This is a genomic window from Chryseobacterium sp. IHB B 17019 (assembly GCF_001456155.1).
Classification (GTDB): domain Bacteria; phylum Bacteroidota; class Bacteroidia; order Flavobacteriales; family Weeksellaceae; genus Chryseobacterium.
In genome coordinates this window covers 2660603-2680277 of sequence record NZ_CP013293.1, presented here as the reverse complement: position 1 = coordinate 2680277, position 19675 = coordinate 2660603, and the positions used below count along the sequence as shown (strand labels likewise).

27 protein-coding genes and 4 pseudogenes are annotated in these 19675 nt (G+C 31.7%); all 31 read left to right on the top strand.

Annotated elements, in window-relative coordinates:
- Nucleotides 1-5 precede the first annotated feature (5 nt).
- The 31 genes and pseudogenes from ATE47_RS12455 to ATE47_RS12305 all read left to right on the top strand — a co-directional run bounded on the left by ATE47_RS12455 (nucleotide 6) and on the right by ATE47_RS12305 (nucleotide 19618).
- Nucleotides 6-404, top strand: a complete 399-nt coding sequence (locus ATE47_RS12455; RefSeq protein ID WP_062162277.1) for a hypothetical protein — start codon at nucleotides 6-8, stop codon at nucleotides 402-404.
- A 431-nt stretch (nucleotides 405-835) separates the two neighbouring features.
- Entirely contained in the window at nucleotides 836-1144 is a 309-nt protein-coding gene (locus ATE47_RS12450; RefSeq protein ID WP_150114830.1) for a hypothetical protein, read from the top strand.
- Nucleotides 1141-1548 carry a hypothetical protein gene (locus tag ATE47_RS12445; RefSeq protein ID WP_062162275.1) on the top strand — a complete coding sequence of 136 codons (408 nt, stop codon included), beginning with the start codon at nucleotides 1141-1143 and terminating at the stop codon, nucleotides 1546-1548. The genes ATE47_RS12450 and ATE47_RS12445 overlap by 4 nt, the downstream gene beginning before the upstream one ends.
- A 204-nt stretch (nucleotides 1549-1752) precedes the next feature.
- A pseudogene (locus tag ATE47_RS19570) lies at nucleotides 1753-2013 on the top strand (RHS repeat-associated core domain-containing protein); the annotation flags it as partial.
- A complete protein-coding gene (locus tag ATE47_RS19565) occupies nucleotides 2008-2724 on the top strand; it encodes a type II toxin-antitoxin system death-on-curing family toxin (protein ID WP_442857092.1) in 717 nt (238 codons plus the stop codon). The pseudogene ATE47_RS19570 and the gene ATE47_RS19565, both read left to right, overlap by 6 nt.
- A gap of 9 nt (nucleotides 2725-2733) precedes the next feature.
- Nucleotides 2734-2973 carry a hypothetical protein gene (locus tag ATE47_RS12435; RefSeq protein ID WP_062162273.1) on the top strand — a complete coding sequence of 80 codons (240 nt, stop codon included), beginning with the start codon at nucleotides 2734-2736 and terminating at the stop codon, nucleotides 2971-2973.
- 37 nt (nucleotides 2974-3010) lie between these two features.
- Complete coding sequence (locus tag ATE47_RS12430) at nucleotides 3011-3910, top strand: RHS repeat-associated core domain-containing protein (protein ID WP_082632591.1); 900 nt, start codon at nucleotides 3011-3013, stop codon at nucleotides 3908-3910.
- Nucleotides 3907-4485, top strand: coding sequence for a hypothetical protein (locus ATE47_RS12425; RefSeq protein ID WP_062162271.1), 579 nt, complete (start codon nucleotides 3907-3909; stop codon nucleotides 4483-4485). The genes ATE47_RS12430 and ATE47_RS12425 overlap by 4 nt, the downstream gene beginning before the upstream one ends.
- Before the next feature lie 219 nt (nucleotides 4486-4704).
- On the top strand, nucleotides 4705-5166 hold the full coding sequence (locus ATE47_RS12420) for a hypothetical protein (protein ID WP_062162270.1): 462 nt from the start codon (nucleotides 4705-4707) through the stop codon (nucleotides 5164-5166).
- Between the two features lie 42 nt (nucleotides 5167-5208).
- Entirely contained in the window at nucleotides 5209-5925 is a 717-nt protein-coding gene (locus ATE47_RS12415; protein ID WP_062162269.1) for a M91 family zinc metallopeptidase, read from the top strand.
- A complete protein-coding gene (locus ATE47_RS12410; protein ID WP_062162268.1) occupies nucleotides 5915-6487 on the top strand; it encodes a hypothetical protein in 573 nt (190 codons plus the stop codon). The genes ATE47_RS12415 and ATE47_RS12410 overlap by 11 nt, the downstream gene beginning before the upstream one ends.
- 334 nt (nucleotides 6488-6821) lie before the next feature.
- Entirely contained in the window at nucleotides 6822-7586 is a 765-nt protein-coding gene (locus ATE47_RS12400; protein WP_082632588.1) for an RHS repeat-associated core domain-containing protein, read from the top strand.
- A 4-nt stretch (nucleotides 7587-7590) separates the two neighbouring features.
- Nucleotides 7591-8145 carry a hypothetical protein gene (locus ATE47_RS12395; RefSeq protein WP_062162265.1) on the top strand — a complete coding sequence of 185 codons (555 nt, stop codon included), beginning with the start codon at nucleotides 7591-7593 and terminating at the stop codon, nucleotides 8143-8145.
- Nucleotides 8146-8324: 179 nt separating this feature from the next.
- On the top strand, nucleotides 8325-9323 hold the full coding sequence (locus tag ATE47_RS12390) for an RHS repeat-associated core domain-containing protein (protein ID WP_062162264.1): 999 nt from the start codon (nucleotides 8325-8327) through the stop codon (nucleotides 9321-9323).
- Between the two features lie 16 nt (nucleotides 9324-9339).
- The gene (locus ATE47_RS12385; protein WP_062162263.1) at nucleotides 9340-9894 is read left to right on the top strand and encodes a hypothetical protein; all 555 of its coding nucleotides are present in this window, start codon (nucleotides 9340-9342) and stop codon (nucleotides 9892-9894) included.
- A 370-nt stretch (nucleotides 9895-10264) separates the two neighbouring features.
- Nucleotides 10265-10588 (top strand): hypothetical protein, encoded by a 324-nt coding sequence (locus tag ATE47_RS12375; RefSeq protein WP_062162261.1) that lies wholly within the window; start codon nucleotides 10265-10267, stop codon nucleotides 10586-10588.
- 10 nt (nucleotides 10589-10598) lie between these two features.
- On the top strand, nucleotides 10599-10946 hold the full coding sequence (locus ATE47_RS12370) for a hypothetical protein (RefSeq protein ID WP_062162260.1): 348 nt from the start codon (nucleotides 10599-10601) through the stop codon (nucleotides 10944-10946).
- Between the two features lie 256 nt (nucleotides 10947-11202).
- Nucleotides 11203-11658 carry a hypothetical protein gene (locus tag ATE47_RS12365; RefSeq protein ID WP_062162259.1) on the top strand — a complete coding sequence of 152 codons (456 nt, stop codon included), beginning with the start codon at nucleotides 11203-11205 and terminating at the stop codon, nucleotides 11656-11658.
- Nucleotides 11659-11721: 63 nt separating this feature from the next.
- Nucleotides 11722-11904, top strand: a complete 183-nt coding sequence (locus ATE47_RS12360; RefSeq protein ID WP_062162258.1) for a hypothetical protein — start codon at nucleotides 11722-11724, stop codon at nucleotides 11902-11904.
- Between the two features lie 31 nt (nucleotides 11905-11935).
- Nucleotides 11936-12025, top strand: coding sequence for a hypothetical protein (locus ATE47_RS19560; protein WP_236847944.1), 90 nt, complete (start codon nucleotides 11936-11938; stop codon nucleotides 12023-12025).
- Nucleotides 12012-12695: a hypothetical protein gene (locus ATE47_RS19375; RefSeq protein WP_228376273.1), complete on the top strand. Its 684-nt coding sequence runs from the start codon at nucleotides 12012-12014 to the stop codon at nucleotides 12693-12695. Before ATE47_RS19560 ends, ATE47_RS19375 begins: the two co-directional genes overlap by 14 nt.
- Nucleotides 12682-13215 carry a hypothetical protein gene (locus ATE47_RS12350; RefSeq protein WP_150114829.1) on the top strand — a complete coding sequence of 178 codons (534 nt, stop codon included), beginning with the start codon at nucleotides 12682-12684 and terminating at the stop codon, nucleotides 13213-13215. The genes ATE47_RS19375 and ATE47_RS12350 overlap by 14 nt, the downstream gene beginning before the upstream one ends.
- Before the next feature lie 132 nt (nucleotides 13216-13347).
- On the top strand, nucleotides 13348-14343 hold the full coding sequence (locus ATE47_RS19555; protein WP_062162255.1) for an RHS repeat-associated core domain-containing protein: 996 nt from the start codon (nucleotides 13348-13350) through the stop codon (nucleotides 14341-14343).
- Nucleotides 14327-14875 carry a hypothetical protein gene (locus tag ATE47_RS12340; protein ID WP_062162254.1) on the top strand — a complete coding sequence of 183 codons (549 nt, stop codon included), beginning with the start codon at nucleotides 14327-14329 and terminating at the stop codon, nucleotides 14873-14875. Before ATE47_RS19555 ends, ATE47_RS12340 begins: the two co-directional genes overlap by 17 nt.
- Before the next feature lie 125 nt (nucleotides 14876-15000).
- A pseudogene (locus tag ATE47_RS19550) lies at nucleotides 15001-15192 on the top strand (RHS repeat domain-containing protein); the annotation flags it as partial.
- A 669-nt stretch (nucleotides 15193-15861) separates the two neighbouring features.
- Nucleotides 15862-16401: a hypothetical protein gene (locus ATE47_RS12330; protein ID WP_062162252.1), complete on the top strand. Its 540-nt coding sequence runs from the start codon at nucleotides 15862-15864 to the stop codon at nucleotides 16399-16401.
- A 40-nt stretch (nucleotides 16402-16441) separates the two neighbouring features.
- Nucleotides 16442-16630 (top strand): annotated as a pseudogene (locus ATE47_RS19545) (RHS repeat domain-containing protein); the annotation flags it as partial.
- Nucleotides 16631-17343: 713 nt separating this feature from the next.
- Nucleotides 17344-17742, top strand: coding sequence for a hypothetical protein (locus ATE47_RS12320; protein ID WP_062162250.1), 399 nt, complete (start codon nucleotides 17344-17346; stop codon nucleotides 17740-17742).
- A 251-nt stretch (nucleotides 17743-17993) separates the two neighbouring features.
- Nucleotides 17994-18254, top strand: a pseudogene (locus tag ATE47_RS12315) (RHS repeat-associated core domain-containing protein); the annotation flags it as partial.
- An 8-nt stretch (nucleotides 18255-18262) separates the two neighbouring features.
- Nucleotides 18263-18952 (top strand): hypothetical protein, encoded by a 690-nt coding sequence (locus ATE47_RS12310; protein WP_062162248.1) that lies wholly within the window; start codon nucleotides 18263-18265, stop codon nucleotides 18950-18952.
- Between the two features lie 6 nt (nucleotides 18953-18958).
- Complete coding sequence (locus ATE47_RS12305; protein ID WP_062162247.1) at nucleotides 18959-19618, top strand: hypothetical protein; 660 nt, start codon at nucleotides 18959-18961, stop codon at nucleotides 19616-19618.
- Nucleotides 19619-19675: the final 57 nt, after the last annotated feature.

Sequence of the window (19675 nt, the reverse complement as noted above, 5' to 3'; positions counted from 1 at the left end):
TGAATATGGAAGATATTACAATAAAAATAAAAAATGCATTATCATATAAAGGAAATTGGAAAATTTCGGATTTCTTTTTTATCATTGAATTATTAGAAAAAAATAGAATAGATATTTCATTTTGGGAAAATGAAGAGAATTGGGCTACACTTCTTAATGATAATATTGCTATAGGTTATTTATGGAAAATGTTTCCAATTTTAATTATTGAAGATAATTATCTAAACCTTGTAAAGCTTAATTTACAAAATTATACTTTTATAAATACGATTAATGTGGAAAATTTAAGTTTTAAAACCTTAAAATTGGAGGATGGTATCTTGAGTGATTATTTAGATAATAATATAATTAATTATAATAAATTTTCTGCAAATGATTTATGGTTTTATACAAATAGTATCTAATTAATAGAATGTTGATAATATGCCGAAGGTAATGATGGATGTTTCCGAAATTGCAAAAAATTGTTAACTAAATAATATTATAATAATGGATTATATTAAAGAAATGCTTACTAAAAATTCTAATTTAGAAGAATTATTAATGTGTTTTGAAACAGTAAAAATAATGGAGATGTTGCCATTATTAAGTTTGACGGAATGAGAGAAAATAATCATTACACATTATTAATTACTTTTTCTGAAAATAAAAGAGAAATGCTAAGAATTGACAGTGATAACCTTAAAGAAGTTATGCAAAATATATTAACGCAATATATAACTGAATGATTACTGAATCAAAAGCCACCAAAAAGGTGGCTTTTCTATTACTCCGGGAGAGGTAGTGGAGGGTAATAACTATTATCCTTCCGGGTTACTACATGATTAAAATTAACATGAATGGGAATGTTCAGGCAGCTGGAAGATTTGATTTTGTGGTAATGGACTCTGGTGAAATTTTATTAGGTAGAAAACATACTTTTTTGTCTAAAGGTGCAGATGTTATAGCGGCTGGCGAATTAAAAATTAGAGATGGAAATATTGTGGGGATGAATAATTTGTCTGGTCATTATTTACCTAATTCTGATGTTTCAAGTAAATATTTAGACATTTTTAAAGCGCTGAATGTGGATGTGTCAAAAACACATCTAAAGATATATAACTCTCAAGGTCAAATTAAAAATCATATATTACCAACAAAATGAAAGAAATAATTATAAAAAGTGATAACTCACAAGTCATAATTGATAAGAACCTATCAAGTTATTTATTGTCTTATTTTTTTATTTTACTTATTGAAAACAAAAATAAAATTATAAATGACAACATAAAAATAACAGAGATAACTAAAATTAAAGGATTACATGATAAACTAAGTAATTATCTAGATAATATTTTAATCGCATGGTATGAAGAACCTAGTCAAAGAGAACTTCAAAAGTATTCGTCTCGATATGAAAAAATAAGATTAAATGATAAAGACTATAAAATTAATTATAGAATGTCTGAAATTGGAAGACTAGTTTATGTCATATTTTGTTTGTTACAAATTTTAAATGACACATATCATAAAAATAGCATTCTTAGTATTGAAATAAATAAAGAATAAAAATCTGGGCCAACCTCGTAAAACGTGAGATTTTATTCATTACAGCTTTATATTTATAACTACACGGATCATTTGGGAAATGTAAGGTTAAGCTATGCAGACACGAATCATGATGGGATTATACAGGGAAGAGACCTTAGGGTCAGGACTTGTACAGATCTGGATAATGGAGAACAAGCCTGTGTAGAAACCTTTACTCCGGGAGAGGTAGCGGAGGTAAATAATTATTATCCTTTTGGATTGCTGCATGATTATAGCGAAACAACGCAGAATGCGTATCAGTACAAGTACAATGGTAAGGAGTTGCAGGAGACAGGGATGTATGATTATGGGGCAAGAATGTATATGGCGGATATTGGAAGATGGGGTGTAAGTGACCCATTAAGTGAATTACAATTTGCTTACAGTCCATACTCGTATGTTTATGGAAATCCAATACGATTTAATGACCCAACAGGTATGATCGGGGAAGATCCAGACCCGAAAAAAATATATAATAGTGGTGTTATACCTGAAGTTACTATAAAGGGTATTTCTAAGGCTCAGAGAATGGATGCTTCTTTATCATTTATGGGAATTCAAAGCTTAAATTCTTTCCACGCTTCAGAAGATAGGTTTGCAGCAGGCATTAGGGGAAGCAAAGCAGCCCTTGCTACAGAAAAGTTTGAAAGAAATCTTGCTTTTACAATGGGGACTTTTATGATGGGAGGCAGCAATCTTGCAGCTTCTGCTGGGTGGTCCGCTTTTGATTGGTGGCTTGATTATCAAAGTGAAGAAGCAAAGAACAAAATTGGGAAAGTTCAAATAGCGGCGATTCTTTTAGTTATTGCAAGAAAAGGTAATGGACTGCAAACTTTGGCCGATGACATGGTAGCTATTAATAAAACTACTGATGGCGGTGGTGTGCTACTTAATAGTACACCAACCACTGCTATTTCCTCTGCTATGTACTATGAAACTGCAGCAGAACAAAGTGCCTCTATATTTAAATCTATAGCACATGGTCATATGTTTGAAAATGGTAATAAGCGTACGGCAGTGGCAATATTTGAAAAATTAGCCAAAGAGGCTGGAATACAAACAGTAAGCCGACAAGAAATGTTAGATGTTGCAACTCAGGTTGCTAAAGGAAAAATGACGGACGTGTCCGAAATTGCAAAATCATTAACTAAATAATATTATAAAATGGATTATATTAAACAGGTACTTAGCAAAGATTACAATTTAGAGGAATTATTAATGTGTTTTGAAACAATAAAAAATAATGGAGATGTTGCCATTATTAAATTTGATGGAGAAAGAAATGATGACCCCTATACGTTGTTGATTAGTTTTCCTACCAGCAAAAGAGAGATGCTAAGAATTGATGGTAATGACTTAAAAGAAGCCATGAGAAATATATTAACACAGTATATAGCTGAATGATTACTGAGTCAAAAGCCACCCATTTGGTGGCTTTTCTATTACTCTGGGAGAGGTAGCGGAGGTAAATAATTATTATCCTTTCGGGTTGCTGCATGATTATAGCGGAACTACGCAGAATGCGTATCAGTACAAGTACAATGGTAAGGAGTTGCAGGAGACGGGAATGTATGATTACGGGGCGCGTCAACTAATGGTGGATGCTCCTGGATTTTTACAAATGGATCCGCTTGCTGAAAAAATGCCTTGGATGTCGCCTTATGCTTACGCATTCAACAACCCAATCCGAAATACTGACCCAACCGGAATGGAACCGGAAGATGTGATTAATAGCGATGGTGGTGATGAAGATTGTTGTGGTGGTTCGTATGTCCAATTTCAGCAGGCAGCATACAAATGGTTCGATGCTGGTGGGGAATTAATAAATAGAGCCGGAGCAAAATTAGAAGGTTTTTTCACAACCGGTAAAGAAATTTCTAAGGTAGGGTCTAACACAACATCTATTGAAAATACTACTACTGCATCTGCCGGACTAGACGGTAATTTCTTTAAACCTATGGCAGTAAAAGATGAACGCGGAAATATTGTTGTTACTGCCCAATCAAAATCTCTTTTTAAGTTTGAAGTAAGGAATGAGAGTCTTGTTAAATCAGAATTCAAAAACGTAATCCCCACGGAAGCAGGAACAGTAACTATTAAAAATACAACAGCATATTCTTCGAAAAGCAGTACATCAAGTGGTAAAAGTAGCGGTAAGAGCAATACCACAAAAGCAATTTTCGGAGCGGGAGATAATGGTATAGTGGGTGCAGTAAAAGTAGAAAAGAAATCAACCACCTATTCAGGAGGACTTCAGGTCGAGCAAAAGGTTAATGTTGGAAACAGATACATTAAAATTGGAGCTAGTGCTACAACAAATATAAAAAAGGATAATAAATGAAAAATATAATTTTGGTAATTTTAACCCTATTAGTTGTAGGGTGTAAAAAAGATGAAAAAAAAGAACATAATGAGATAAAACAAAATCATTATGTAAAAGTCATTGAAGATTCGGTAGAAATTTCAGTGCCAAAGACTTGGAAAATTATTTCAGATAGCACTTACCACTTTGCCGCCTTAATGGATAAATCTGATGAAAAGTCTGAAGCAATATTGCTTTCAAATAGTATAAAAATAATAACTTTGAGAGATTATATGATACATGATTTAAGTACTGCAATTGAATTACAACAAAAAGAGGGACTACCTTATTACGTTTATAAATATTATGTAGAAAATAATAACTGGTGCTATATTTTAGAAACCTTTCCAAAAAATAAAAAAGGGATTTTTAGCTTTATTAGAGAATATAATGGGAATATCTATGATTTAACTTTTAAAACACCAGAAGGGCAAGAACAAATACCATTGAAAAAAGATAGCCTAATAGAAATTATCAAGACCTTAAAAATAAATAATCAATATTTATTTCCTAAAGATTCTAAAGCTGTCGTAACAGATTTAACGGACCTGTAAGTTGCTTCTGCTGATTGGGTTACTTTTTGATACGTGGTTGGATTACCCGCTGGTAATGTTGTAGGATGTTGTGCAGGAATTTCAACCAGGAAATAACTTATTATTGAATAACCCTTTGGCTACTCCTTCACAATTAACTTTACAGAAGCAATTAGACCAAGAACAGGTCAAACAATACCAATGTGTGAAAATTGCAAAGCAACTTTTGGAAAATAATATATGTATACAGAAATAGAACAAGAAAATTTAGATATAGATTGGTTTATTACAGATGGTGAATATGTGGGATTTATGGCCTCTGGCGGTGGCAAGCTAACCGACTCAGTAGCTAAGTCTAAAAAAAACAATGAAATATTGGTTGAATATTTTAGAAGTTTGCCAGAAATATCAGAGGTAGTGATTAATCCAAAATTAGACAATATATTGATTAAAGTATTTGGTTCAGGGGTTGATGAAAGATATTTGGAATATTATATGTCAATGACAAAAAAAGGACTATATTCTTTTGATAAAACATATCCAAATCAATTTTTGGAGCCTCACTATCATTTAGTTACGTATCCAAAAACTCCATTGAAATTGAAAGAATTACCACAAAACATATTAGACATAGTTATTGAAACAAAATATAGCAATAAGCTTATGGAAGTTCAAGAAATTAATATATTAGAAGTTAATTGAAATAACAAATCTAAAGGCTGGTGCGATCCACTAGCTGAAATGATGCGTCGTCATAGTCCGTATAATTATGCGTTTAATAATCCTATTAGATTTATTGATCCTGATGGTAGACAAGGAAAGGATATTATTTTATCATTAGGTCATGATAAGTGGGGAGCTGAAATAAAAGCAAGATATGAAGGAGGAAAGTTATATGCATATGCTAATGGAAAAAGAACGGATATTGAATATACTGGTGACACTTCCAAAGTGAGTGGAATTATTTCTGATCTGAATAAAATAAATGCAAATTCTGCTGGGAAATCCGAGCTTATTGACTTCTTTTCAAAAGAAGGAAACGACGTCACAATAAGATCAAATCCTGATAAGGAAAATCATTATGGGTATGGAACTGGAAGTATATCGGTTACCGGGGAAACTGTTCCGATAGCAACAACTGAAGGTATTAAAGACACAGATTCTTACATCGTTTTAGGGCATGAAATGGGTCATGCAAAATCAGATTTAAAAAAGGAAAAAGGCTCCTTAGATACATGGTACAACAAAAATGATGGATCGCCAGTAACAGTAGATGAAATAAATGCGACCCACATCGAGAATAAGATGAGGAAAGCTGCAGGTCTTCCTTTTAGGACTAAGTATAATCCTAATAGGGCAGATACTTCATTGTTAACGGATGATAATAAAAAGAGTCTATACATCGATAAAAAAGAAACATACCCAACTAAAGAAACCGTTAAAGATAATTATGAATACTAAAACTTTTATTTCTATGCTGTTTGTTTTGGCTATACTATTCAGTTGTAAAACAAAAGCTCAATGTGATATGTACGCAGACGCTCTCAATAAAGTTATTGAAAGTGAATACAACCAAAATCTGAATAAGAATAGAGAATTATTCAAACGAGAAAAGATTAGTGTTGAACCCTTAGTGGACTATACGAAATTTAATAATTGCGAAAGAAAAAGTAAACTATTTATATATCCAAAAGATTCTGTGATTGTGCTAGACAGAATTAGATTTGATGATTATGCAGGTATGAACACTAATCTTACAGGTGTTTATGTTGGCAATGAAATGATTTCGTATAACGCATTTAATAAAGGTTCCAAGACTATAAAGATTGACAAAGATTATATACTCAATAATAATCATTATAATTATGTTTTGAAACTTAAAAAAGGACAGTTTTCTAATAAAAGCTTATCAGAATTTCCAAGCTGTGCTTTAAAAGATATAACATTTGTTACCCTTATTGTCAATCAAAAAATAAGTAGTATCTATCGTGTATGTTCAAACGAACTGATTAAAATAAATTAAGAAAGCGTTTCCTACAGTCACGAAAGTGGAAGTGAACAATATCAATTTATATTACTTATAAGCCTCGCTACGCAAAGTCTTTGACTTTGAGTAGATAAAAATAACCCATCACAATTGCGATGGGTTATACTAAAAAGTATATTTACCAGTACCAAGATCACTTAGGAAATGTACGAGTGAGCTTTGGAAAAACCAGCGCAGGAGTTCTTGAAATTGTAGATAATAATGATTTCTATCCTTTCGGGATGAATCATTTAAAACGGGAACTGCTTACTTTGCCCAGGGTAGTTACAAGAACTATAAGTATAACGGGAAAGAACTTCAAGAAACGGGCATGTATGACTATGGCGCAAGATTCTATATGCCGGATTTGGGAAGATGGGGTGTGTTGGATCCATTGGCAGAGAAATATTCTGGATTATCATCTTACAATTATGCTGTGAATAATCCTGTGATGTTTATTGATCCTGATGGAAAAGATATAATTTTTGTACATATAATTAATGATAAAACCCAAGTTCAACTACAATATAGAAAAGGTCATTTTTATTATTTAAATGGTGACCTAGCTGGCAAAAGATACGACGGGAGAAATCAATCAGTAAGTCCTAACTTATTTAGATTAGCAAAGGCATATAGAAAAATTGAACATTCTAAAAATAAAGAGCTAAAAGCGATGCTTCATATTTTAGAGAACAGTGATAATAAACATTACATTTTTGATCCTTCAACTCCCTATGAAGGGTCAGGTATGGACGGCTCTCCAGGTGGTGGATCTAAAACAGTATATAATCTCAATAGTTCTTCAGAAAAGAAGAGGTTTAAAGAAACAGAGGGAGTTCCCAGTTCTGATCTAACTACAGTTGTACATGAAATGCGACATCAATTTGATAAGGAAGTAGATAATCAGTCTGATGCTACGGATGAACCTGGAGCTGAAAATCCAGCAGAACAAAGAGCGGTAAAAGCTGAAAATGAAGCGAGAAAAATAGAAGGATTACCACTTAGAACAACTTATGGAGGACAAAAAGTAACTCCCAATCCTCCAAATTATGTTTTACCACAAGAAATTATCGAAACTGACAAAAAGAAAAACTAGCATTATGAAACTATATTTTAGATATTTTGGATTGTTGATATTGCTATTGCTTTCATCTTGTAAAAGCAATAATGATAATATTGATTTTATAAAAAAATTGTCAACAGTAACGAACGGATTGCCCTCACCTTACTTTAATTATTATTTATACTTCGAGTTAGAAGATGGGGATTTATTAGAAACGAATATCGATCTGGTACACGAACTGTATAAAGATTATTATCAGCATCAATATAAAGATTTCAATGTGTACCTCGAAGATCTATTTAATAAAAAGCTTTTGTTAAAAAGTATGGATTTGGCAAAATATAATCGACAAGATTATTTTTTCACTATTAATAAATTTGACAATGAGATTGATAAAATGAATATTAGTAATATACAGAAAAAATATTTAATATCTGAAAAGCAATCTTATATTTTGCCCTTGAAGAAATATAAGCCAACTCAATTACGAACAATTCTTTATAAAATGTTTAGTCACGGCTATTTAATAAACTTCAATGATTATTCAGGATACTATTATATCTCTAAATATAGAGAAAATGACTTTAAATAGAGGAACTTTCAGAATTACTTTCAGAAAATTGGCTTATTGAAATGATGTTTTTATCCTTAAATAGTATTTAAGATAGATTTTACAGTACAGTACAAAGATCGCTTAGGAAATGTAAGGTTAAGCTATGCAGACACGAATCATGATGGGATTATACAGGGAAGAGACCTTAGGGTCAGGACTTGTACAGATCTGGTAATGGAGAACAAGCCTGTGTAGAAACCTTTACTCCGGGAGAGGTAGCGGAGGTAAATAATTATTATCCTTTCGGGTTGTTGCATGATTATAGCGGAACCACGCAGAATGCTTATCAGTATAAGTACAACGGGAAGGAGTTGCAGGAGACAGGCATGTATGATTATGGGGCCAGATTTTATATGCCTGATCTAGGAAGATGGGGTGTTGTTGATCCAAGAGGCCAATATACTCACGAATCCTACAGTTATGTTTGGAATAATCCAATATCTTTTAATGATCCTACGGGAATGCAAGGAGAATGGGGATTTCCGGGCCGTGATGGTAGGCAAGATGGTGAAGTTTGGAAAGACTCAGATGGAATGTTTTATTGGGATAAAAGTAATGGGGTATGGAAAGATTTCAATAATAATAGTTCGGTTATAACAGAAGTTACGGTAAGTGGAAAATCTAAAAACAGTAATTCCGGGCCGGGAGCGTTAGCAGCTACAGCTCTTTGGACTTCACAGGTTGATTCTCCTGCGCCAGGTCCAGCAGATATTGTAGCTGGTGTAATGTTAATAGGAGCCGGAGTTTGGTGGACATATAATCAGTTTACACCTCCAAGTACAGGATATACTACCATTGCAGATCCCGGTGCAGGTTACGGAAGTATGAATATCGAAGATACTGCTGAAGAAGATAAGGATGTAAATGGAGTAAAAGTACCACAAGAAGGAAAGCCTGATGCAAGATATGAGCCAAAAGATTTACAAGAACAGTTAGCTATTGAAGAAGCAGAATCAGGTGAAGGAGATACAATTATGAGTGGAAAACTGAAAGATCCTAAGTATAATTACAATACGAAAATGAAGCATACCCATGATCATGGTGATGGTACAAAAACAGAGGTTCATTATGACATTAATAATCAAACTGGGAAACGTTCAGGATTTAAAATAAAAGATGGAACAAATGCTAAAAGTAGAGGACATCGCTATCCTTAAAAATTAAAAAATTGAAATGAGAATTAAATATATTAAAATAGACAATCCAGAAAAGGTAAACTATAAAATAAACTGGCAAATACCTTATGAACGTTTTCCATTAACAATAGGGCAAGAATATACAGTTTATGCAATAGAGTATACAGAGGAGGGACGAATAAATTTTTTTATTATAGACGAAGGAGGAAATACTTATCCTCATAATTATCCCTCTGAATTTTTTATTGTTACAGATAATAGAATGTCCAAATACTGGGAAGGTCTTACTGGTAAAGAGAATTATCCTATAGATACTTTTTTTCCAAATCTAATTACCTTTAAAGAATGGAAATGTAATAAATTCTTTGAAGAGGAAATGATGGATAACATAGGTCAAGCAAATACTATTTTTAAAAAATATAAAAGCTTAATTGATAATGAATTTTCTAACAATCAATTGCAAAATGCTGTTCCTATCGGAGATAATTGGGTAATGTGTTTTAATTGTAATAATTCCTGGGAAATAGCTAATAATAATGGTGTAATTGAGTGCCCAAAATGCAAGACGAGACAAAATAATCCATATTATTAAAGCCATATCCTCCTTTGCTAGTACGAGCGTCTCGCTCGTGTCCTGTATAATAAAACAAAAACCTTCGCTTTTGCGAGGTTTTGTGTTTTATAAAGCTGCCGAATAAGCTTTAACAAAAAAGCAAACTCATTTGAGTTGGCTTTTATTATTTTATACAATGGAGCGACTGTAAAAAAAGAGCTCTTATTTGACAAAATGCAAATACTATTTTTTTCAATTGAAATCAAAAACTTTGCGAAAAAAATTGCGCGGCGACGGAATTTTATTTTTCAAATGAATAAATCTGTATTTTTGAAAAGCGACAGAAAGCGTTCAAAAAATAAACCGTCGCGCGAGGAAAAATGAAGTAGAGAAATCCTGAAAAATACAAATGAGTACTATTATAGGAAGTGGAGCTATGGATGGTAAAAGACTTGGACACACATTTACTAAGCATGGAGCAGAAAATACAACCCAACTTGAATTACAAGCAACAAATAGTGGCATAGCTCAGGGACAATGGATCGATAATGTGGCTGCAGAACAAATAATTTTTGATAATTTGAATAATTTAAAAAACGGAGCAATAAATGTTGAAATCCCAAATGGTGTAGGAAGAGTAATAAATCCTGATGGAACATTTTCACCTGCAACACATGCAAGATTAGTACCTAGTGGCTCAGGTGTAAAAACTGCTTACCCATTAAATCCTTAATAATATTAAAATGGAAAAACTAGAAATAATTAAAAAAATTTCCTCAGAATTAAATTTACAATATGAAACACAAGATTGGGGAATTATTAATGCTGATCCAAATAGAGTGAGAGAGTTTATTTCTTATTATAATAAATCGGATTGCCCAAACATTATAAAATATGAATTGTTTGAATTAATAATAGCTTCCTTTAATGAATTAATTTTAGAGGGAAAGAATGAAAAACTAATAAATGATTTTTTCACTGATTTTATTAATAATAATCTCACATTACCATTTACAGATATTTTAGATTATTGGAATAATATATACAATAAAGAGGAATTTCCTGTAGCAAAATATTTCCCTAAATATTAAAAAAATATTTTCGATAAAAATTTACCTCTATTATTGCTCCACAATTAGAAGATGTTGGGGGGGTGTCTTGTAATGAGAACAGGCTTTTTAAAAATCCAGTGCTACGTTGAATTTAATGCATGAAATGAATTGTTGTTAATAACCCATTAGCTACAACATCACAAGTTAATTTTTACTGAGACAATAAGATCAAGAAATGGTAAAGTGATTCCAATGTGTGATACTTCTAAAAAAACTTTTAACAAAAGATAAATATTTGATAACAGAAATAAAACAACAAACCTTAGATATAGATTGGTTTTTTACAGATGGTAAGTATATAGGGTTTACAGCGTCAGGAGCAGGAAAATTACCTGAATCAGTTGCTAGATCATCAGAAAACAATGAAAAACTAGTGTCATATTTTAGAAATTTACCAGAAATATCAGGCGTAATAGTGAACCCAAAACTGAATGACTTATTGATTGGAATATTTGGCACAGGTACTGATGAAAGATATTTACACGATTTTGTCTCTATGACCAAAAAAGGATTTTACTCTTTTGATAAAACTAATTTAAATAATTTTCTTGATTATGATTATCATTTAGTAACAAGTCCTATGAACCCTTTGAATATAAATGATTTGCCTCAGGATATATTAAATATTATTCTACAAACTAAGTATCCAGATGGTATGAACAATGTTATAAATATTAGTAAAATAAACTAATGATCTCCCCCTCCGCGCAAAGTCTGGACTTTCAGCAGATAACACAAGCCCATCGCAATTGCGATGGGTTATACTAAAAAGTATATTTACCAGTACCTAGATCACTTAGGAAATGTACGAGTGAGCTTTGGAAAAACCAGCGCAGGAGTTCTTGAAATTGTAGATAATAATGATTTCTATCCTTTCGGGATGAATAATTTAAAACGGGAACTGCTTACTTTGCCCAGGGTAGTACAAGAACTATAAGTATAACGGGAAAGAACTTCAAGAAACGGGCATGTATGACTATGGCGCAAGATTCTATATGCCGGATTTGGGAAGATGGGGGAGTAGTAGATCCGCTAGCGGAAAAGATGAGAAGGCATAGTCCTTATAATTATGCTTTTAATAATCCAATAAGGTTTATTGATCCAGATGGAAGACAAGGAAAAGATATTATTATTCTAACTGCAAATGGTTCTTTAAAAGCTTCAAAAGAAATGCTTTATAAGACAGCTGAAGGAAAAAGAATATGGGATAAATATGGAACAAGTAAGACTGATGATATTTATATAAACTCAAGCATTTTTCCTTCAAAATCATCTAGAGTAGCTGCTGAAACCTATACTATTACAGGAACTGAGTCTTTTATTAAAAATGGTAAAGTTGATGGTGTAAGTAAACCTTATCCTAGTATGGGAAGTTTTGAGGGAGTTGATATATCAAAGTCGAAAGAGAAAAAAGTTCATTTGATGGCTTTTAATGAAGCATTTTTTCAAAATGAGGCATCTGAAAAATACACTAAAACAACTGAGAGTGTTACATTAGGTACCGTTACAGAAGAATACAACTTAGAAGATTTGACTAAAGTTCTTTATCATGAAACTAAAGCGCATATTGAAGATGCAACAGGAGATGCGGATGCAGACCATAAAAAACTGGGAGAGTCAAAGTTTCAAGGCTATATAAGACCTAATTCTCCAATGGATATTTTTGAAAAGCAATTATATCAAGTTGTAAGAGCTATGAATGAAAATAAGAAACATGAAAATAAATAAAATTCTACTTTTCCTAATATTAGGATTTATAAATTTTGCCCAAGGTCAAGATTTAAAGCTTTTTAGCCCCATTGTTATTAGTAATCTCCCAAACGATATTATTAATAATGAAAAAGTCAATAAAGTAATCTTAGATTATTATAACCCGGAAGCCAATAAAATGGAATTGAGCTTTCTAAAATACAGTTCGGATGATAATGTTTTATATCTATTCGATTCTGAAAAAAAAGGATTTAAGCCTTTTATATATTTTAATAAAATTGGTAAAAATGTTTCTACTGAAAACTTTTTAGGTATTTTTAGATATTTTGATTTAACACAAGAATCTGAAAGGTGCTTTAAAGCTTCATCTGCAAGTGGTAATTATCCTAGTCATTTTGAAAAAATAGATTCTATAGAAGTTTTAGAAAAAGATAAAAGATTTTTAATTATAAAGATTAATTATTCAGATATTTATGACTTTAAGGGATATGGTGTTTTAGTTTTGCAAGATTACAAGCATACTATTAAATCTAACTAAAAAGCTGCCAGATTAATTCAAGATTATAAAATGGCTGAATTTTAAAGTATAATAATTATTCATTTCTGAAAAGCTATAAATACAAAAATACTGCACATGCGGTATTTTTTGTCAATATAAGATCATTGGGGAATGTTAAGCTATGCAGACACGAATCATAATGGGATTATACAGGGAAGAGACCTTAGAGTCAGGACTTGTACAGATCTGGGTAATGGAGAACAAGCCTGTGTAGAAACCTTTACTCCGGGAGAGGTAGCGGAGGTAAATAATTATTATCCTTTTGGATTGCTGCATGATTATAGCGAAACCACACAGAATGCTTACCAGTACAAGTACAATGGTAAGGAACTTCAAGAGTCTGGGATGTATGATTACGGCGCGAGATTTTATATGCCCGATATTGGAAGATGGGGTGTGGTGGATCCGCTGGCGGAGAAGATGCGTCGTCATAGTCCTAATAATTACGCACTCGATAACCCAATCAGATTTACAGACCCAGATGGAAGAGCTCCCAAAGATATTATTATCCTAACCGCAAATGGATCTTTCAAAGCATCAAAAGATATACTCTATAAAACTGCTGAAGGTAGAAGGATATGGGATAAGTATGGAACTAGTAAAACAGACGATATTTATATTAATTCCAAAAATTTTGGCACAAACTCCTCCACTGTAGCAGAGGCAATTAATGACGTTAAATTTATGGGGCTTGCAAAAGATGGCAAAGTTTCAATTCCTGAAGGATATACAAATTCCTCAGAATTCAACAATTTGGATATATCTAAATCAGGAGATAAAAAAGTTCATTTAGTATCCTTAAATGAAAACTATTTTAAAGAAGAGGCAAGTGATTCAAGATATAGTGCAACTCGTACAGATGATGAAGGTAACTCGAAAACAGTTGGATATAATAATTATGATTTAGCAGAAGCAATTTATCATGAAATAAAGTCTCATATAGAAGATTCTACAGGTGGGGCTGATGGGGATCATGTCAAATATGGAGCAGATAGTTTTAAACTTATAGCGCCACGTGCGCCAGGCTCTCCTTCGGAAACCATTATGAATCAACTTATACAAGTTCGAGAAGATACAAAAAAAGAAAAAAATGACAAGAAAAATTAAAAAAACAGCAATTTTATATATCCTGCTTTTATCTTTAACTACTATGGTAAAAGGTCAAATTTTAGAGTTTTATAAACCAATTATTGTAACTTATAAATCAGGGATTTTAAATAATGATAAAATTAATATAGGAGTGTTTGATTATTTTAAACAAGATACCTCTAAGATGAAATCTGAATATTTAAAATATGATTCTGATAAAGAAAGTTTATACAAATATGATGACGTAAATAAAAAATTTCAAAAAATAATATGTTTAAAATCTGAAAGTTTTAAATCTCAAGAAAAAATTAAATTGGGAATATTTGACGAATTTAATTTAGCTAAAGAAAGTAGTAAAAATTTTATAGCTTCTTCTCCTTATGGAAAATATCCTTCTCATCACAAAATAATTAATTCTATTGAAATACTTCAAAAAACAAAGAAAACATTAATATTAAAGATTAATTATCAAGATGAGTTCGAATGGCAATATTTGGGGATATTAGTTTTAACAGATTATAAGTATGAGAATTTAGAAGATGACGAATAAATGTAAAATTTAAATAATAATAAGGCTGTCTCAAAAGTCAAACTGATGCCCTGGGAATCTTCTAAATGACAAAAATTGTCAGACAGAAGTCCGGGATCGGGGGTACTTTTGATATAGCCTCTTTTTACAATTACAAGTACAACGGGAAGGAGTTGCAGGAGACAGGGATGTATGATTATGGAGCAAGGATGTATATGCCGGATTTGGGAAGATGGCGAGTCGTTGATCCGCTAGCGGAGAAAATGAGAAGACATAGTCCGTATAATTATGCGTTTAATAATCCTATTAGATTTATTGATCCAGATGGAAGAAGTCCTCTTACTGACTATTATAACTTAGCTGGAAAATTAGTAAAGCATGTGGAAGATGGTAAAACTGATAAAAAAGTAGTAATTACTAATAGTAAAAAAGAAGCTGATGCTGACGCAGCTATAAATAAAGGATATGTACTAAATCAACTGTCTAATGACGATTTATCAAAAATGGGATCAGTTGCTGATTTTGGATTAAAAGATAAGACAGGTACTGAGCAGGGATTCTATTTAGGACAAGGTGGGAAGTCTTCAAAAATTGTAACTGGTCTTCAAGCTGGACAAGTTGGTTCAAAGGAATGGGCTGAAGCTAAAAGGGATCTAAAAACACAGGGTGATGTTATTGCTTCAGATGTTCATCTGCATCCTCTCGAATATGATAATGATGGCAACGTTACAATGATTGGAACTCCTTCACCATCTACGGGTCCGGGCAAAGATACAGATCCTAAAAATAATGTTGGATTTACACAGCCGGCATTAGTTATAGGCTTTGACAAACAAGTAGGATCATTGCCGGCTGGACAAATTGGAGGAACTCCTCCTGTTTCTTACATTCCTACTGTAGGTTTTTATAACACATCTGGAAGTATCTCTGATGACAAAGGAAGGCCTATTACTATTCCTATTAAGAGTTTTATTAATGCAATGCAAAAACTTAATAAATAAATTAATATGCAGAAAATTATTATATTAGCAACAGTATTATTTCTTTTTACTTCTTGCAAATCCTATGTAGATTCTGATAAAAATAATAATCTACAAACCTCTAGTTTTCTCCTACAATATAATGATGAAAATAATATGTTTCATTATTACGATAATGTGAATGGAATAGCTGATAAACAGATTTTTTACAATACTCATTTTAAAATAAATCTTCCTAAAAAAATTATTAATTATAGCATAAAAGGACATGATTTTATTTTTGAATATGCTAACAAGCAAATTATCTATATCTATGTTCCATATAAAAATGAAATGCAGGGATCGAATTATTGGCAAGTAAAAGATAGTGATTATCATGATGCTTTAAGCTTAAATGATTATTGGGAAGAAAGAAATTATAATGATAATCATCTCTATAAAGAACATAACGGTCGTATATCGAAATTATACATAAATGGCAAATGCAAAATACTGCTTTACAATATAAAAACTGAAAATCTTTCAAGATTTATTGAGAGTGCAAAAACATTTAATATAATACCATAATTATAAAGAGACTATTTAATCTTTTTGATAGTCTCTTTACAGTGCTTATCAGTATAAGTACAACGGGAAAGAATTGCAGGAGACAGGGATGTATGATTATGGAGCTAGGATGTATATGCCGGATCTGGTAAGATGGGGTGTGTTGGATCCTTTGGCTGAGAAAATGCGACGTCATAGTCCTTATAATTATGCTTTTAATAATCCAATAAGGTTTATTGATCCAGATGGAAAGAAACCAGAACAATTTATGACAATAAATGATTTGATGAACGATGATAAAAAAAGCAGTATTCCTCCAAATGAATATGAAGTTGATTTGAAAACAGGAAAAACTAAACAGATTAGTAATTTAGGAGGGGATGAAATTGATTTTTATCATTATAAAGGAGGAGGACCGCAGTTTAATGGAAAAACACGAATTGTAGATAAAGCAACAGGAGAAGATCAATGGATGAGTTCTTCAAAAAATCTGAAAGGCTATACTCATAGAAGTAATAATGTGGATTGGGAAAAAATGTATGATGAGTTTATTGACGGTAATGGTCCTGAAAATAGTTTACTCGTAGGTCAACAAAGTGTTGCGGTAAATCAAATGATGGAAACACGGATATATAATGATGCTGTGGAATACTTCTTAAATACTTCAACAAACGAAAAAGTATCATATGCTGCTTCGTTTGGACTCTGGGGAGCGGCGCGAGAAAATACAAATTTTCAGGGTCAATTTATGGGAAAAACAAATTTTAGTTTTTATCCCGTTGGAAATAAAGTTGTTATAATGGCTTTTGATTCTAAATCGGTTTCATCATATTCATTAAACCCTTTTAATAAGGCAGAATCAAGAAACATTCCAAGGGTTAATGGCGTTGGACCAAGCCAAAGTACAACATATCAAACATATTTGTTGTGGGTGAATAAAAATAATATGTTTAAACATTAATAATGAAACAAATAATGAAACAAATAATTTTTCCTTTCTTATCTATTTTAATGATAGTTAGCTGTACTATAAGTAAAAAAGAATTAATTGGTAAATATTCTTTTACTGGGAATCAAATAAAAGATTCGTTAATTTTGCATGACAATATTTATGTTCACAAGATTTTTGATAAAGATCATAAGTTGATGTATACTGAAAGTAATAAGTGGATATTGGATAAAGACAGAATTACATTATTTGGATTTTATAATAATGAGAATAATCCTTTAGAAGAACATTTGTCAAATGAAGATGCTAAAAAATTTCTAATGATCACTTCCTTTCCTCTATATAAACAAAATAAAGATATAATAATCGAAGTAAACTCAGATGAGAATATTCTATATAGGAAAGCTAAGTAACTTACTCTTACATTCGCTAATGTCCTGTAGATAAGAAGACCTCTCGTATTTTGCGAGGGGATTTGTGTTATATAATGTTTTGTTTTGTATTAGGAAACAAAACTAAAGCGCCTCAATATTTTTAAGTTTAGCAGCTTTGATAAAGCATCGATGGTTGCAAATATGTGAGCCTTTGTGTTGCTATCCAGCTCCTGTATTGCTTTTAGTTAGGTAATGGAGAACAAGCCCGTGTAGAAACGTTTACTCCGGGAGAGGTAGCGGAGGTAAATAATTATTATCCTTTTGGATTGCTGCATGATTATAGCGGAACTACGCAGAATGCGTATCAGTATAAGTACAATGGAAAAGAACTTCAAGAGACAGACATGTATGATTATGGAGCTAGGATGTATATGCCGGATTTGGGCAGATGGGGAGTAGTAGATCCGTTAGCAGAAAAGATGAGAAGACATAGTCCTTACAATTATGCGTTTAATAATCCTATTAATTTTGTCGACCCAGATGGAAGAGAAGGTTTGGGATGGATAATCAAATTATAGATGGAAAACAAAAACTGACTTATGATGCTAATGTCAATACAATTCAAGAGGCAACAGCGGCTGGTTATGAACACGTTTATGAAGTTGCTGATTCAGGACAAATAACAAACTCAGATACAGGTTCATTAGCCTATTCCTTAAACTCGGACGGAACTGTTACAGACGCAACAGGAGATACTTCTTATGGTACTTTTACAACTACAGGAGGAATTGATGTACAGGCAAAAGGAGCTTTTGATCTTACTAAATGGTTATCACATTTAGGAAATGAAGGTGGAGATTTTTATACTAATTTAGGTGGTGCTGGCTTGGGTCAAGGAACTAATCCGTTTTTTAGAGGAGATATAGATAAAATAGTTGATGTAGAGGGCTATTTTGGAGGTATACACAATGGTTTGAGCAGAGGTGATAAAGGAGATCCTAGTTTAATGAACTTCATGGTAGACATAATGGCATTAGGTGATTTAGCACTTTCAGCACTTGGACAAAATAAAGCTCCTGATAGCATGGATGTTTCTAAAGATGCTAGTAATCTAATTGATACTATTCATAGAATTCCTAGAACAAATATGGGTATAAATAATTATTATGATAAAACTTCTCCAAAGTTAGATTCAATTAGTAGTTCGAGACTGCATAATTGGGCAATTAAAAATTATGGAAAAAAATAAAAAAAAATGAAAAGATATAGTTTATTATTGTTGGGTGGATTTATTTTATTCTCTTGTGAAAAAGAAGAAAATAAAGAATTTATTAGATCTAATAGTTTATTTAATGATATTACAAATTTGAAAAAATATAATAATATTCAGAAAAAAGATGTTGATACATTAATTAAAATTAGTGCAAGTAATGAAGATTACATAATTGATGGCTATTTAAGTAAAAGGTTAAATAAAAAAACTGGTTGGTGGAACATACAGGATAAACATAACAAGTTTAACAAAGCTAAAATACAATATCTTTATTTTGAAAATAAAGAGAAGGTTAATCAATTTATATTTTATAAAAATAATACTATTGATTCATCAAGAAGTAAGTTCTATGATTTAAGAAAAAGTGAAAATACGATAACATATACTTTTTGCACTCCAAAATCAAAAGAGACGGCTTTATCTGGAAAATTATTTTATATTGTTACAGATAAAAATAATGAAATTTTAACAGAATCAAAAATTGAAAGTAAAAAAAATAACAATTCTTATCAAATTAAAATAAAGACTCCTTTAATAAAAAAATTAATAATTAAAGGTCTGTTTTCTGAAATCTTAAATATTGAAAATAGCGATCTAGGCACGAATGAAATTTTTACTGAGGATTTAATTAACAATGAATAGGCTTTTATTATAGCTTATAATTTCCTAGCTGTTGTGAAACCGCTTGTGATTTAGAAT

Bases quoted from the DNA above. Each gene is read 5' to 3' on its own strand.
- ATE47_RS12455 (WP_062162277.1), top strand. From the start codon at position 6: ATGGAAGATATTACAATAAAAATAAAAAATGCATTATCATATAAAGGA.
- ATE47_RS12450 (WP_150114830.1), top strand. From the start codon at position 836: ATGAATGGGAATGTTCAGGCAGCTGGAAGATTTGATTTTGTGGTAATG.
- ATE47_RS12445 (WP_062162275.1), top strand. From the start codon at position 1,141: ATGAAAGAAATAATTATAAAAAGTGATAACTCACAAGTCATAATTGAT.
- ATE47_RS19565 (WP_442857092.1), top strand. From the start codon at position 2,008: ATGATCGGGGAAGATCCAGACCCGAAAAAAATATATAATAGTGGTGTT.
- ATE47_RS12435 (WP_062162273.1), top strand. From the start codon at position 2,734: ATGGATTATATTAAACAGGTACTTAGCAAAGATTACAATTTAGAGGAA.
- ATE47_RS12425 (WP_062162271.1), top strand. From the start codon at position 3,907: ATGAAAAATATAATTTTGGTAATTTTAACCCTATTAGTTGTAGGGTGT.
- ATE47_RS12420 (WP_062162270.1), top strand. From the start codon at position 4,705: ATGTATACAGAAATAGAACAAGAAAATTTAGATATAGATTGGTTTATT.
- ATE47_RS12415 (WP_062162269.1), top strand. From the start codon at position 5,209: ATGCGTCGTCATAGTCCGTATAATTATGCGTTTAATAATCCTATTAGA.
- ATE47_RS12410 (WP_062162268.1), top strand. From the start codon at position 5,915: ATGAATACTAAAACTTTTATTTCTATGCTGTTTGTTTTGGCTATACTA.
- ATE47_RS12400 (WP_082632588.1), top strand. From the start codon at position 6,822: ATGTATGACTATGGCGCAAGATTCTATATGCCGGATTTGGGAAGATGG.
- ATE47_RS12395 (WP_062162265.1), top strand. From the start codon at position 7,591: ATGAAACTATATTTTAGATATTTTGGATTGTTGATATTGCTATTGCTT.
- ATE47_RS12385 (WP_062162263.1), top strand. From the start codon at position 9,340: ATGAGAATTAAATATATTAAAATAGACAATCCAGAAAAGGTAAACTAT.
- ATE47_RS12375 (WP_062162261.1), top strand. From the start codon at position 10,265: ATGAGTACTATTATAGGAAGTGGAGCTATGGATGGTAAAAGACTTGGA.
- ATE47_RS12370 (WP_062162260.1), top strand. From the start codon at position 10,599: ATGGAAAAACTAGAAATAATTAAAAAAATTTCCTCAGAATTAAATTTA.
- ATE47_RS12360 (WP_062162258.1), top strand. From the start codon at position 11,722: ATGGGTTATACTAAAAAGTATATTTACCAGTACCTAGATCACTTAGGA.
- ATE47_RS19560 (WP_236847944.1), top strand. From the start codon at position 11,936: ATGTATGACTATGGCGCAAGATTCTATATGCCGGATTTGGGAAGATGG.
- ATE47_RS19375 (WP_228376273.1), top strand. From the start codon at position 12,012: ATGAGAAGGCATAGTCCTTATAATTATGCTTTTAATAATCCAATAAGG.
- ATE47_RS12350 (WP_150114829.1), top strand. From the start codon at position 12,682: ATGAAAATAAATAAAATTCTACTTTTCCTAATATTAGGATTTATAAAT.
- ATE47_RS19555 (WP_062162255.1), top strand. From the start codon at position 13,348: ATGTTAAGCTATGCAGACACGAATCATAATGGGATTATACAGGGAAGA.
- ATE47_RS12340 (WP_062162254.1), top strand. From the start codon at position 14,327: ATGACAAGAAAAATTAAAAAAACAGCAATTTTATATATCCTGCTTTTA.
- ATE47_RS12330 (WP_062162252.1), top strand. From the start codon at position 15,862: ATGCAGAAAATTATTATATTAGCAACAGTATTATTTCTTTTTACTTCT.
- ATE47_RS12320 (WP_062162250.1), top strand. From the start codon at position 17,344: ATGAAACAAATAATGAAACAAATAATTTTTCCTTTCTTATCTATTTTA.
- ATE47_RS12310 (WP_062162248.1), top strand. From the start codon at position 18,263: ATGGATAATCAAATTATAGATGGAAAACAAAAACTGACTTATGATGCT.
- ATE47_RS12305 (WP_062162247.1), top strand. From the start codon at position 18,959: ATGAAAAGATATAGTTTATTATTGTTGGGTGGATTTATTTTATTCTCT.